The organism is Streptomyces sp. ISL-11 (genome assembly GCF_018614525.1).
Classification (GTDB): Bacteria; Actinomycetota; Actinomycetes; order Streptomycetales; family Streptomycetaceae; genus Streptomyces.
In genome coordinates this window covers 1-13311 of the sequence record NZ_JAGGOL010000037.1, presented here as the reverse complement: position 1 = coordinate 13311, position 13311 = coordinate 1, and the positions used below count along the sequence as shown (strand labels likewise).

General features: G+C 71.7%; 9 protein-coding genes and 1 pseudogene. 8 read left to right on the top strand and 2 right to left on the bottom strand.

All coding sequences use genetic code 11. From position 1 onward, the window contains the following. From J7E86_RS10530 to J7E86_RS10520, 3 genes are all read left to right on the top strand, one after another. A partial coding sequence (locus J7E86_RS10530) for an AAA family ATPase (RefSeq protein WP_215081309.1) occupies window positions 1–2154 on the top strand: 2154 nt, incomplete at its 5' end. Between the two features lie 198 nt (window positions 2155–2352). Beyond that, window positions 2353–3771 carry a sugar porter family MFS transporter gene (locus tag J7E86_RS10525; protein WP_215081308.1) on the top strand — a complete coding sequence of 473 codons (1419 nt, stop codon included), beginning with the start codon at window positions 2353–2355 and terminating at the stop codon, window positions 3769–3771. 313 nt (window positions 3772–4084) lie between these two features. After that, window positions 4085–4447 carry a DUF488 domain-containing protein gene (locus tag J7E86_RS10520; protein WP_215081307.1) on the top strand — a complete coding sequence of 121 codons (363 nt, stop codon included), beginning with the start codon at window positions 4085–4087 and terminating at the stop codon, window positions 4445–4447. Window positions 4448–4628: 181 nt separating this feature from the next. Here the strand turns inward: J7E86_RS10520 and J7E86_RS10515 are convergent, their stop codons facing one another. After that, a complete protein-coding gene (locus J7E86_RS10515; protein ID WP_215081306.1) occupies window positions 4629–6095 on the bottom strand; it encodes a cytosine permease in 1467 nt (488 codons plus the stop codon). Window positions 6096–6313: 218 nt separating this feature from the next. Between J7E86_RS10515 and ftsY the strand changes: the two genes are divergently transcribed. Continuing rightward, on the top strand, window positions 6314–7549 hold the full coding sequence (ftsY, locus tag J7E86_RS10510; protein ID WP_215081305.1) for a signal recognition particle-docking protein FtsY: 1236 nt from the start codon (window positions 6314–6316) through the stop codon (window positions 7547–7549). A 94-nt stretch (window positions 7550–7643) separates the two neighbouring features. Here ftsY and J7E86_RS10505 read toward each other — a convergent pair whose 3' ends face one another. Then, window positions 7644–8315 (bottom strand): bifunctional DNA primase/polymerase, encoded by a 672-nt coding sequence (locus tag J7E86_RS10505; RefSeq protein ID WP_215081304.1) that lies wholly within the window; start codon window positions 8313–8315, stop codon window positions 7644–7646. Window positions 8316–8770: 455 nt separating this feature from the next. On the opposite strand from J7E86_RS10505, the gene J7E86_RS10500 reads away from it, so the two are divergent. From J7E86_RS10500 to J7E86_RS10485, 4 genes and pseudogenes are all read left to right on the top strand, one after another. Then, window positions 8771–10291, top strand: coding sequence for a hypothetical protein (locus J7E86_RS10500; protein WP_374223787.1), 1521 nt, complete (start codon window positions 8771–8773; stop codon window positions 10289–10291). A gap of 327 nt (window positions 10292–10618) precedes the next feature. Continuing rightward, the gene (locus tag J7E86_RS10495; protein WP_215081303.1) at window positions 10619–11896 is read left to right on the top strand and encodes an ammonium transporter; all 1278 of its coding nucleotides are present in this window, start codon (window positions 10619–10621) and stop codon (window positions 11894–11896) included. Beyond that, window positions 11893–12240, top strand: coding sequence for a P-II family nitrogen regulator (locus J7E86_RS10490; RefSeq protein WP_215081302.1), 348 nt, complete (start codon window positions 11893–11895; stop codon window positions 12238–12240). The genes J7E86_RS10495 and J7E86_RS10490 overlap by 4 nt, the downstream gene beginning before the upstream one ends. Before the next feature lie 32 nt (window positions 12241–12272). Continuing rightward, window positions 12273–13311, top strand: a pseudogene (locus J7E86_RS10485) ([protein-PII] uridylyltransferase); the annotation flags it as partial.

The following is a 13311-nucleotide window of genomic DNA, read 5'->3' as shown; positions in this document are numbered from 1 at the left end:
ACCGAGCGCCGCCGTGCGGCCACGGCGGCCCGCCGCGACGCGCTGGCGCTCGGCCTGCGCCGCAAGGACGGCACGGGTGCGCTGCTCGCCGCGCAGGAACGATTGCGCGGTCTGCTCGGCCCGGCGGCGGAGCTGCTGACCGTCGCGCCCGGCCATGAACTGCCGGTCGCCACCGCCCTGGGCGCGGCGGCCGACGCGATCGCCGTCACGGACACCGCGACGGCGGCCGACGCCCTGCGGCTGCTCCGCAAGCAGGACGCGGGCCGGGCGGCGTTCCTGGTCACGGAGGGGCTGACGCGCCGGGCACCGGAGCCGGCGCCCGTACCGGCACCCCGGACGGCCGGCGGGCCCCGGCCCGTACGGGAGCTGGTGAACGGGCCCGCCGCGGCGATGTCCGCCCTGGAGCGGCTGCTGCGGGACGTCGTGGTCGTCGCCACCCTGGAGGACGCCGAGGAGCTCGTGGCCGCGCGCCCGGAGGTCACGGCCGTCACCGCCGAGGGCGACCTGCTCGCGGCCCACTTCGCGCAGGGAGGCTCCGGCGGGGTGCCGAGCCTGCTGGAGGTGCAGTCGGCCGTCGACGAGGCCGGCGCGGAACTCGTGGAGCTGGACAAGCGCTGCGCGGAACTGGAGACGGCACAGGGTGACGCGGCCGGGAGGCGCGCGGAGTGCGCCGCCCGCGTCGAGGAACTGGCGGCCCGGCGCAGCACCGCCGACCGCGAGAAGTCCCAGGTGGCCCAGGCGCTCGGGCGGCTCGCCGGGCAGGCGCGCGCGGCGGCCGACGAGGCCGGGCGGACGGCGGCGGCCGTGACCCGGGCCGAGGAGGCGCTCGTACGGGCCACCGAGGAGGCCGAGGAGCTGGCCGAGCGGCTGGCCGTGGCCGAGGAGGCCGCCCCGGAGGACACGGACGAGCCGGACACCTCCGTACGCGACCGGCTGGCGGCCGACGGCGCCAACGCGCGGCAGACCGAGATGGAGGCCCGCCTGCAGGTCCGTACCCACGAGGAGCGGGTCAAGGCGCTAGCGGGACGCGCGGACGGGCTCGACCGGGCGGCGCGGGCCGAGAGGGAGGCGCGGACCCGTGCCGAGCGGCGGCGGGCCAGGCTGCGGCACGAGGCGGAGGTCGCCTCGGCGGTCGCCGCCGGGGCCCGGCAGCTGCTGGCGCACGTCGAGGTCTCGCTCGTCCGCACGGACGAGGAACGCGCGCGTGCCGAGGAGGCGAAGGCCGGGCGGGAGCGGGAACTGGCCGCCGAACGCGACCGCGGCCGCGAGCTCAAGGCCGAGCTGGACAAGCTGACGGACTCGGTGCACCGGGGCGAGGTGCTGGGCGCGGAGAAGCGCCTGCGCATCGAGCAGCTGGAGGCCCGGGCCCTGGAGGAGCTGGGCGTCGAGCCGACGGCGCTCATCGCCGAGTACGGCCCCGACCAGCCCGTACCGCCCTCGCCGCCGGCCGAGGGCGAGGAGCTGCCGGAGGATCCCGGGCACCCGAGGAACCGGCCCGTGCCGTACGTACGCGCCGAGCAGGAGAAGCGGCTGAAGGCCGCCGAGCGGGCCTATCAGCAGCTCGGCAAGGTGAACCCGCTCGCCCTGGAGGAGTTCGCCGCGCTGGAGGAGCGCCATCAGTTCCTGTCGGAACAGCTGGAGGACCTGAAGAAGACGCGCAGCGACCTGCTCCAGGTGGTGAAGGACGTCGACAGGAGGGTCGAGGAGGTCTTCACCGAGGCGTACCACGACACGGCCCGGGAGTTCGAGGGCGTCTTCTCCCGGTTGTTCCCCGGCGGCGAGGGGCGGCTCGTCCTGACCGACCCGGACGACATGCTCGCGACCGGCGTGGACGTGGAGGCCCGCCCGCCGGGCAAGAAGGTCAAGCGGCTGTCGCTGCTCTCGGGCGGCGAGCGGTCGCTGACGGCGGTCGCGCTGCTGGTGGCGATCTTCAAGGCGCGGCCGAGCCCGTTCTACGTGATGGACGAGGTCGAGGCGGCGCTGGACGACACCAACCTCCAGCGGCTGATCCGGATCATGGAAGAGCTCCAGGAGAGCTCCCAGCTGATCGTGATCACCCACCAGAAGCGGACCATGGAGGTCGCGGACGCGCTCTACGGCGTGTCCATGCAGGGTGACGGGGTCTCCAAGGTCATCAGTCAGCGGCTCCGCTGAGATCATTCAAGTATTGAACGCAACACGCTGGATGCTCCCAGGAAACTTCTTGGTTACGACCTATTGACTTAGAAACATGAAGGCATAGGGTCTGCAACGTTGCTAATACCTTCAAGTGGTGGGCCCCAAGGAGTTATGCCCCACTTGAAAGGCCAGCCCCCCACGCCCGGCAATGCCGCCGGGCCTCAGGAGTACACGTTGACCAGCACTGCGACGGCGCAGGGGTCCGAGGGCCGCAAGGCCCAGCCGGACCACCTCGGCCATGTCATCTTCATCACCGCGGCAGCGGCCATGGGTGGCTTCCTCTTCGGCTACGACAGTTCCGTGATCAACGGCGCTGTCGAGGGCATCCGAGGGAAGTACGACATCGGCTCCGCCGCCCTGGCCCAGGTCATCGCCATCGCCCTCATCGGCTGCGCGATCGGTGCCGCCACCGCGGGCCGGGTCGCCGACCGCATCGGCCGGATCCGCGTCATGCAGATCTCCGCGACGCTCTTCACGATCAGCGCCGTCGGTTCGGCCCTGCCGTTCTCCCTGTGGGACCTGGCCTTCTGGCGCGTCCTCGGCGGCATCGCCATCGGCATGGCCTCGGTCATCGGCCCGGCCTACATCGCCGAGGTCTCCCCGCCCGCCTACCGCGGCCGTCTCGGCTCCTTCCAGCAGGCCGCGATCGTCGTCGGCATCGCCGTCTCCCAGCTCGTCAACTGGGGCATCCTCAACCTCGCCGACGGCGAGCAGCGCGGCCACGTGCTGGGCATCGAGGCATGGCAGCTCATGCTCGGCGTCATGGTCGTCCCGGCCGTCCTCTACGGCCTGCTCTCCTTCGCGATCCCCGAGTCGCCGCGCTTCCTGATCTCCGTCGGCAAGATCGACAAGGCGAAGGCCGTCCTGGCCGACGTCGAGGGCAAGACCGTCGACCTCGACAAGCGCGTGGCCGAGATCGAGCTGGCGATGCACAGCGAGGAGAAGTCCACCTTCAAGGACCTCCTGGGCTCGAAGATGGGCTTCCTGCCCATCGTCTGGGTCGGCATCGGCCTGTCGGTCTTCCAGCAGCTCGTCGGCATCAACGTGGCCTTCTACTACTCGGCGACGCTGTGGCAGTCCGTCGGCATCGACCCGAGCGACTCGTTCCTGTACTCCTTCACGACGTCGATCATCAACATCGTCGGCACCGTGATCGCGATGATCTTCGTGGACCGCGTCGGCCGCAAGCCGCTCGCGCTGGTCGGCTCCGTGGGTATGGCCGTCTCGCTCGCCCTTGAGGCGTGGGCGTTCTCCGCCCAGGCCGCCGACGGCTCGCTGCCGACCACGCAGGGCACGGTCGCCCTCGTCGCGGCGCACGCGTTCGTGCTGTTCTTCGCGCTGTCCTGGGGTGTCGTGGTCTGGGTGTTCCTCGGCGAGATGTTCCCCAACCGCATCCGCGCCGCGGCGCTCGGCGTGGCCGCCTCCGCCCAGTGGATCGCCAACTGGGCCATCACGGCGAGCTTCCCGAGCCTGTCGGACTGGAACCTGTCGGGTACGTACGTGATCTACGCGGTCTTCGCCGTGCTCTCGGTCCCCTTCGTGATGAAGTTCGTGAAGGAGACCAAGGGCAAGGCGTTGGAGGAGATGGGCTAACCCCCCCGCTGCCCTCTCCTCAAGGACGCTGCCCCCGGCTCACGAGAGCCGGGGGCAGCGTCCTTTTTCGGGTCTGACCGCGGACGGATCGCTGACGGCGTACGGCGTGATCATCTGCTCCCGCCCGGGTTTGCCGAACGGGTCCATGGCCCACAGGCTGAAGAGGATCGCTCCGCGGTGTCGAGGCCGCGGAGGCGCCGCGGGCCTGCGACGTTCGACGTGCGCCGCCCGCGACGTGCTGCGGCCGGTCCACGGCGCCACGGGTCGGAGCCCGGTCCGACCAGCGGAAGCCTGCTCACGAGGAGGTCGCTCCATGGCACGCAAAAGGACGGTGCACGTCCGCCGCGTCTACGAGGCTCCGGCGCAGGCCGACGGTGCCAGAGTGCTGGTCGACCGGGTCTGGCCCCGGGGAATGACCAAGGAGAAGGCCCACCTCGACGAGTGGTGCAAGCAGGTCGCACCGTCCACGGAGCTGCGCAAGTGGTACAGCCACGACCCCGAGCGTTTCGCGGAATTCAGCCGCCGCTACCGGACCGAGCTCAAAGATCACCAGCACGCGGACGCGCTGGTGCACCTGCGCGACCTCGCCAAGGACGGGAACCTGACGCTCCTCACCGCTACCAAGCATCCCGAGATCAGCGAGGCCGAGGTGCTCGCCGAGCTGCTCCGGGACTGACAGCCCCAGCCCCCACCGCCCCCGCCGTAGGCGGCAGATGACGCGGCACCTGGCAGCGCACCGCACAGGCGGCGCGCCACCCCACAGGCGCGGCACCGCACAGGCCGGCCGCAGGCCAGAACACAGATGCCCCTCCGCCGAACGGCGGAGGGGCATCGAACGTGCGGAGCCGTGCCGCAGCCTAGGCCGCGACCTTCTCCCGCTCCGGCTCCACGGCCGCGTCGTCCGGGGAACCGTTCTCGCGGGGGGCCGGCAGGACGGCCATCATGATGGCCGAGATCACGATCGTCGCCGCCCAGCCCAGCCCGTACTTGCCGACGAACGTGCCGGACAGCGGGCCGGCGAACCAGTCGCACTTGGTGAAGCAGATGCCCGCGGCCAGGGCGACGGTCCACGCTGTCATCGCCTGCCAGCAGAAACCGCCCACGTACCAGTAGCGGCTGGTGGGAGTGGTGTCCATCAGCGCCTCCGCGTCGTAGCGCACGGCGCGGCGCCGGCGGCGGAACATGTCGACCGCGTACACGCCGATCCAGGCGGAGAAGGAGACCGCCAGCAGGATCAGGAAGGTGATGAAGGAGCTGAGGAAGCTCTTCGCGACCAGCATCAGCAGCAGGCCGCCGACGAGGGAGATCACGGCGTTGATGCTGACGGCCATCGCGCGGGGGAGCTTGACGCCCATGGTCTGCGCGGTGAAACCGGCGGAGTACATCGACAGACTGTTGATCAGGAGCATGCCGATGATCGCGGTGGCGAGGTACGGCACGGCCAGCCACGTCGGCAGGATGTCACCGAGGAAGGACACCGGGTCCGGCGCCTCGGCCAGGCCGGGGGTGGCGACGGCCATGACCGCGCCCATCAGCACCATCGGGACCATGACCAGACCCGCGCCCGAGACCGTCGCGCCGACGATCTTCTTGCCGGACGCCGCGTGCGGGAGGTAGCGCGCGAAGTCGGGGCCGGTGGGCACCCAGCTGATGCCGCCGGCGGCGATCGTGCCGATGCCCGCGATCACCATCGCGGTGGAGCCGGCCGGCTTGGAGAAGACGTCGCCCCAGTTCATGTGGGCGATGAGGTAACCGAGCACCAGGACGCTGAAGACGCCGAAGAGGTACGTCGACCACTTGTTGCACACGTTCAGCGCCTTGCGGCCCATGCCGCTCACCAGGAACGTGCAGACGACGAACACGAAGAGCGTGACCACGATGAGCGGGGTGTTGCTCTTGATGCCGAAGAGCAGATCCAGCACGGTCAGGACGGCGTAGGCGCCGGTGACCGCGTTGATTGTCTCCCAGCCGAAGCGGGCGACCCACAGGATCGCGCCCGGGAAGAGGTTGCCGCGGGCCCCGAAGGTCGCGCGGGAGAGCATGGCGCCGGGGGCGCCGCCCCACTTGCCGGAGACCGACAGGACACCGACCATGCCGAACGACGCCAGGGCGGCGCACGCGGCGACGAGCAGGACCTGCCAGAAGTTCAGCTCGTTGAAGACCACCAGGGCGGCGCCCATGGTGAGCAGCAGCACGCTGATGTTGGCGGCGACCCAGGTCGGGAAGAGCTCGCGGACCCGGCCGTGACGCTCGTGATCCGGTACGGGCTCGATGCCGCGGGTTTCTATCGCGCCTTCGGATTCGGCGGGGACGACGTTGTCCATGTGGGGGGCTCCGTGCGGGTGAAGCGGGGCGGGAAAGCCGGAGGGGCCTGGGCAGAAAGAGACGCTGCGGACTCTACGCGCGTCACACAGGGTCTCGCCATCGTACTTTGCTCCAACTTTGGCCCGTTAGTGGCTTTGGTCCTCGTCGATACGTACGAAGTCACACGGCACCGGCGCTGCGGCGCGCCCGCCGCGCGGTGTCCGATACTGGGACCGTTATGGAAATCGTCATCCTCGCTGTAGTCATCGCTGTGGTCGCGCTCGGCGCGATCAGCGGGCTCGTGGTCAGCAGCCGTAAGAAGAAGCAGCTGCCCCCGGCCCCGCCGAGCAGCCCGTCCGTCACCGCGCCGCCCGCCGAGCCCCACGTCGGCGAGGAGGCCGAGACCCCGACCGCGGAACCCCGCCGGACCATCGAAGAGGTGGACCTGCCGGCGGCCGAGGCCCCGGTGGCCGAGGCGCCCGTCGTCGAGCCGGAGGTCCCCGCGGCCCCGGCCGCCCCCGAGATCGAGGTACCGGAACCCACCGCCGGCCGGCTCGTCCGGCTGCGCTCCCGTCTCTCCCGCTCCCAGAACTCCCTCGGCAAGGGTCTGCTGACCCTGCTCTCCCGCGAGCACCTCGATGAGGACACGTGGGAGGAGATCGAGGACACCCTGCTCACCGCCGACGTCGGCGTCGCGCCCACCCACGAGCTCGTCGAGCGCCTGCGCGAGCGCGTGCGGGTCCTCGGCACCCGCACCCCCGACGAGCTGCGCACCCTGCTCCGGGAGGAACTGATCACCCTGATCGGCCCGGACCTCGACCGCGCGGTCCACACCGAGCCGGGTGTGGGCACGAACGGTGAGGAGAAGCCCGGCGTCGTGATGGTCGTCGGCGTCAACGGCGTCGGCAAGACCACCACCACCGGCAAGCTGGCCCGGGTGCTCGTCGCGGACGGCAGGTCGGTCGTCCTCGGCGCGGCCGACACCTTCCGTGCCGCCGCCGCCGATCAGCTCCAGACCTGGGGCGAGCGCGTCGGCGCCCGTACGGTCCGCGGCCCCGAGGGCGGCGACCCGGCGTCGATCGCCTTCGACGCGGTCAAGGAGGGCATCGCCGAGAACGCGGACGTCGTGCTCGTCGACACCGCCGGCCGGCTGCACACCAAGACCGGCCTCATGGACGAGCTCGGCAAGGTCAAGCGCGTCCTGGAGAAGCACGGCGCGGTCGACGAGGTGCTGCTGGTCCTCGACGCCACCACCGGGCAGAACGGCCTGGTGCAGGCGCGGGTCTTCGCGGAGGTCGTGGACATCACCGGCATCGTGCTCACCAAGCTGGACGGCACCGCCAAGGGCGGCATCGTCGTGGCCGTCCAGCGCGAGCTGGGCGTGCCGGTGAAGCTGGTGGGCCTGGGCGAGGGTGCGGACGACCTGGCGCCGTTCGAGCCGGGAGCGTTCGTCGACGCCCTGATCGGCGACTGATCGCCGCTGGTTCCCCATGACGTCCGGGGCCCGGCGCGGGTGCGAATCCGCCGCCGGGCCCCGGACGTCGTCGTGTGTGCCCGCCGGGGCCGGCTCAGTCGCTCACGGCCGTGCGGTGGCAGATGTACGCCAGGGTGCCCAGCAGGAGGCGGGCCTCCGGCGGCCGGCCGGCCGTGTCGAGGGCCGGCGGGCGCAGCCAGCGCATCGGGCCGAGGCCCGCGTAGTCGGAGGGCGGCGCGGTGATGTGGTCGCCGGGACCCAGGCAGCGCAGGTCGAGCCGGGCGTCGTCCCAGCCCATGCGGTAGAGCAGCCGGGGGAGTTCGGCCGAGGCCCCCGGGGCGACGAAGAACAGCGCGCGTCCGTGCGGGGTGAGGGCGACCGGGCCGAGCGGCAGCCCCATGCGCTCCAGCCGCGCCAACGCGTACCGGCCGGCCGTCTCGGCGACCTCCAGGACGTCGAACGAGCGGCCCACGGGGAGCAGCACGGCGGCGCCGGGCACCTCGGCCCAGGCGGCCGCCGCCGCGTCCAGGGTGGCGCCCGCGGGCACCGGCGGGGCGAACGCCAGGGGGTGCGCCCCGGGGGAGGGGCAGCCGACGGCGCCGCACGAACAGACCACGCGTCCGCCGCGCGAGGCGCGTGCGCCCGGGACCACGTCCCATCCCCACAGGCCGGTGTACTCCGCCACCGTGGTCGCGTACTCCGGCGCGCGTCCGCGGCGCCGAGAGCTTGAGCGCAGGTCCCGGATGCCGCCGATCGTGAAGCCCATGCCCCCTCCAACGGGTCGTGTTCGCCAGTGGTTACGACTCGGAGTGTCTCGAACACGGACGGTTGCCGAATCCCTCCCCGTGACGGCGCGACGGTGTGCGGCGGGTGGTGCGGCGAGGCACGTGCGCGGTGGTGCGCATCGGTGCAACCCCTCCCTGGTCATCGCGTGTCAAGTCAATCGCGTGGAGGTGCGGTTGAGTTCATTCCTTGGGGTGGCGAATGGTGGCGTTTACTGGACTGCTCTCGCGTGATCGGTGATCGTAGGATTACTTTCGGTGCACGGACCCAGGAGACGCACCCCGCCCCGGTCGGCGTGCCGGAGGACATGACCGGCCCGGCCACCCGGCCGTAGCGGAATCCCGGCGGGGAAGGCGCGTCGAGGACAGCCGGCCGCAACGGGCGGCGCGTTGTTCACGGGTCACGCACAGATCCGAGTTTCGGGATGGGGGCTTCCAGGTGGGCGGCAACGGCAGCGGCACCGATGGTGCCGAGAAGGCCGACACGGCCGAACGGTCCGACAGGGCCGAGAAGCGCCCCAACGAGAAGTTGGGTTCCTGGTTCCTGCGTAGCGGCTGGTCGAAGGGCGAGCTGGCACGACAGGTCAACCGCCGGGCACGACAGCTGGGCGCCCACCACATCAGCACCGACACCTCCCGCGTACGCCGCTGGCTCGACGGCGAGCAGCCGCGCGAGCCGATCCCGAAGATCCTCTCCGAGCTGTTCTCGGAGCGGTTCGGCTGCGTCGTCGGCGTCGAGGACATCGGGCTGCGCACCGCACACCAGTCGCCGTCCGTCTCGGGCGTCGACCTGCCCTGGGCGGGCACCCAGACCGTCGAGCTCATCAGCGAGTTCTCCCGCAGCGACCTGATGCTGGCGCGGCGCGGCTTCCTCGGTGCCTCGCTCGCCCTCTCGGCGGGCCCCGCGCTGATCGAGCCCATGCAGCGCTGGCTCGCGCCCGGCTCGGCCGGCCGTGACCTCCACGAGGCCCTCTCCTCGGCAGGCTCCCCGCGCGCCTCCCGCCTCTCCACGCCGGAGCTGGACCTCCTGGAGTCCACGACGGTGATGTTCCGGCAGTGGGACGCCCAGTGCGGCGGCGGGCTGCGCCGCAAGGCCGTCGTCGGGCAGCTCCACGAAGTCACCGACCTGCTCCAGGAGCCGCAGCCCGGGACCACCTCCAAGCGGCTGTTCAAGGCCGCCGCCGAGCTCGCCCAGCTCGCCGGCTGGATGAGCTATGACGTCGGTCTGCACCCCACCGCGCAGAAATACTTCGTGCTGGCCCTGCACGCCGCCAAGGAGGCCGGGGACCGCCCGCTGGGCTCGTTCATCCTCTCCAGCATGAGCCGCCAGATGATCCACCTCGGACGGCCGGACGACGCCCTGGAGCTCATCCACCTCGGCCAGTACGGCTCCCGCGAGACCGCCACCTCCCGGACCCAGGCCATGCTGTACGCCGTGGAGGCCCGCGCGTACGCCAATATGGGCCAGCCCGCCAAGTGCAAGCGCGCGGTCAATATGGCGGAGGACTGCTTCTCCGACTGCGTGGGCGGCGACGGCGACCCCGACTGGATCCGCTTCTTCTCCGAGGCCGAGCTGAACGCCGAGAACGCCCACTCCTACCGCGACCTCGCCTATGTGGCCGGGCGCAGCCCCACCTACGCCTCGCTCGCGCGGCCCAAGATGGAGCGCGCCGTCGAGCTCTTCGAGAAGGACGACGAGCACCACCGTTCGTATGCGCTCAATCTCATCGGCATGGCCACCGTGCATCTGATGGAGCGTGAGCCGGAGCAGTCCGCGGCCCTCGCCGGCAAGGCCCTCAGGATCGCCAAGCAGGTGCGCTCGGAGCGGGTCAACAACCGCCTGCGCAAGACCGTGGGCACCGCAGTCCGTGACTTCGGCGATGTGGCCGAGGTCATCGCCCTCACCGAACAACTCAACGTCCACCTGCCGGAATCGGTGGAGGCCGTCCAAGCGGTCTGACACCGGCCCCTGAACCCGGCCGCGGCGACCCTCCCGTACAGCCCGACTCGGCTCCCCCACGCCAGGTCACACCGGGCGGTCGTCGCGGTCGGTTTGCTCCGCGCCGCCACGCCGCGACCGCAGGGCGGACCGGCGATTGCGGCAGGGTAACGGAACGACGCCTTCGCCTTCCGGCGGTTCACCGGGGCGTAACACGGTCCGCCCGTTCGTCACCCCGGCGAAACACCTCCTCGCATCGGCTGAAATCCCGCTGGGCCAATCTCATGGCGAAAACCGGCCCACTGAGACACCGCCCGTAGAGGCCGCCGCCGCGAGGAGACGTCGACCGTGAATGGCGCAGATACCGCATTCGTATTGATCAGTGCCGCCCTCGTCATGCTGATGACACCCGGGCTGGCCTTCTTCTACGGCGGCATGGTCCGGGTCAAGAGCGCCCTCAACATGCTCATGATGTCCTTCGTCTCGCTCGGCATCGTCACCGTGCTGTGGGTGCTCTACGGCTACTCGCTCGCCTTCGGTGACGACCTCGGCGCGGGACTGCTGGGCAACTTCGACCACATCGGCCTCAAGGGCATCAACCCCGAGACCCTGACCGGAGGCAAGGAAGGCATCCCGGTCTTCGCCTTCGCCCTCTTCCAGCTGATGTTCGCCGTCATCACGCCCGCGCTGATGAGCGGTGCACTCGCCGACCGGGTGAAGTTCAGCGCCTGGGCGCTGTTCATCACCCTGTGGGTATCGGTGGTCTACTTCCCCGTCGCCCACTGGGTCTGGCAGGCCGACGGCTGGCTCTTCAAGCTCAAGGTGATCGACTTCGCGGGCGGCACCGCCGTCCACATCAACGCCGGAGTCGGCGCCCTCGCCGCGGTCCTAGTCGTCGGCAAGCGCATCGGCTTCAAGAAGGACCCGATGCGGCCGCACAGCCTGCCGCTGGTGATGCTCGGCGCGGGACTGCTGTGGTTCGGCTGGTTCGGGTTCAACGCCGGCTCCGCGCTCGCCGCCAACGGCACCGCCGCCAACATGGCCATGAACACCCAGGTGGCCACCGGCGCCGCGATGCTCGGCTGGCTCGCCTACGAACGGATCCGGCACGGCGCGTTCACCACGCTCGGCGCCGCCTCCGGAGCTGTGGCCGGCCTCGTCGCCATCACCCCCTCCGGCGCCGCCGTCAACGCCTTCGGCGCGATCCTCATCGGCGTCGTCGCCGGAGCCGTCTGCGCCTGGGCCGTCGGCCTGAAGTTCAAGCTGGGCTTCGACGACTCCCTCGACGTGGTCGGCGTCCACCTGGTGGGCGGCGTGATCGGCACCCTGCTCGTCGGCCTCCTGGCCACCGGCGGCGTCGGCGGCGCGACCCAGCTCGGCCGGCAGGCCGCCGGAGCCTTCGCCGTCATGGCGTACTCCTTCACCGTCTCCTGGATCCTTGCCAAGGCCGTCGACAAGGTGATCGGCTTCCGGGCGGACGAGGACGACGAACTCGGCGGCATCGACCAGGCATTCCACGCCGAGACCGCCTACGACTTCAGCGCGGTCGGCGGCGTCTCGTCCTCCCGCGGCAGCGTGGCCGCCCCCGTGACCGACAAGGCGCAGAACAAGAAGGTGGACGCATGAAGCTCATCACCGCGGTCGTCAAGCCGCACATGGTCGACGAGATCAAGGCCGCACTGCGGGCCTTCGGCGTCCGCGGCATGACCGTCAGCGAGGCCAGCGGCTCGGGCCAGCAGCGCGGCCACACCGAGGTCTACCGGGGCGCGGAGTACACCGTCGACCTCGTGCCCAAGGTCCGGGTGGAGGTCCTCGCGGAGGACGGTGACGCCGACGACGTCGTCGACATCATCGTCAAGACGGCCCGCTCGGGCGACGCCGGAAAGATCGGCGACGGCAAGGTCTGGGTCGTGCCGGTCGAGACGGTCGTCCGCGTCCGGACCGGCGAACGCGGCCCCGACGCCCTCTGACCGACGCCCTCCGAGCCGATGAGGAGCCTGTGTTGACGGACACCGTGACCACCACGGGGACCGAGCCCGAGCCCGGCGGCTACGCGGCGGCCCGGCTGCGCCTCCTCCAGGGCGGGGAGCCCGCCGGGCCGCCGCGCCGCGCCGCACTGGCCCGGCTCACCGACCGGTGGCTGGGGGCGCTGCTCGGCGAGGCGCACGGCGTCGCGCTCGTGGCCGTCGGCGGATACGGGCGCGGCGAGCTGTCGCCGCGCAGCGACCTCGACGTCATGCTGCTGCACGACGGCTCGGCGGACGCCTCGAAGATCGCCGCGATCGCCGACCGCGTCTGGTATCCGGTGTGGGACATGGGCCTCGCGCTCGACCACTCCGTACGCACCCTTGCCGAGGCCCGCCGGACCGCTGCCGGCGACCTCCGGGTCCACCTCGGCCTCCTCGACGCCCGGCACCTGGCCGGTGACGAGCGGCTCACGGCGGAGCTGCGGACCACCGCCTACGAGGACTGGCGGGCCCGGGCGCCCGTACGGCTGCCGGAGCTGCGCGAGCTGGGCGAGGAGCGGGCCCGGCGCCAGGGGGAGCTGCGCTTCCTGCTGGAACCCGACCTGAAGGAGGCGCGCGGCGGGCTCCGGGACGCCGCCGCCCTGCGGGCCGTCGCCGCGTCCTGGCTGGCCGACGCCCCCCGCGAGGGCCTGGAGCGGGCCCGCACCTTGCTGCTCGACACCCGCGACGCCCTCCACCTGGCCACCGGCCGGGCCACCGACCGGCTCGCCCTCCAGGAACAGGACCAGGTCGCCGCCGCGCTCGGCCTGCCGGGCGCCGACGCCCTGCTGCACGAGGTGTACGAGGCGGCCCGCACGGTCTCCTACGCCGCCGACGTCACCTGGCGCGAGGTCGGCCGGGTGCTGCGGGCCCGCTCCGGACGGCCCCGGCTGCGGCGGATCCTGGGCGGGCGCGGCGGCCGCGGCGGGTTCGTCGAACCCGAGCGCCTGCCGCTGGCCGAGGGCGTGGTCGAACAGGACGGCGAGGCCGTGCTCGCCCGTACCGCGCGGCCCGAGCGGGACCCGGTGCTCCCGC

What these genes read in the sequence shown, in the direction of transcription:
- J7E86_RS10520 (WP_215081307.1), top strand. Translation starts at nt 4,085, where the DNA reads ATGGCACGCAAAAGGACGGTGCACGTCCGCCGCGTCTACGAGGCTCCG.
- J7E86_RS10515 (WP_215081306.1), bottom strand. Translation starts at nt 6,095, where the DNA reads ATGGACAACGTCGTCCCCGCCGAATCCGAAGGCGCGATAGAAACCCGC.
- J7E86_RS10505 (WP_215081304.1), bottom strand. Translation starts at nt 8,315, where the DNA reads ATGGGCTTCACGATCGGCGGCATCCGGGACCTGCGCTCAAGCTCTCGG.
- ftsY (WP_215081305.1), top strand. Translation starts at nt 6,314, where the DNA reads ATGGAAATCGTCATCCTCGCTGTAGTCATCGCTGTGGTCGCGCTCGGC.
- J7E86_RS10490 (WP_215081302.1), top strand. Translation starts at nt 11,893, where the DNA reads ATGAAGCTCATCACCGCGGTCGTCAAGCCGCACATGGTCGACGAGATC.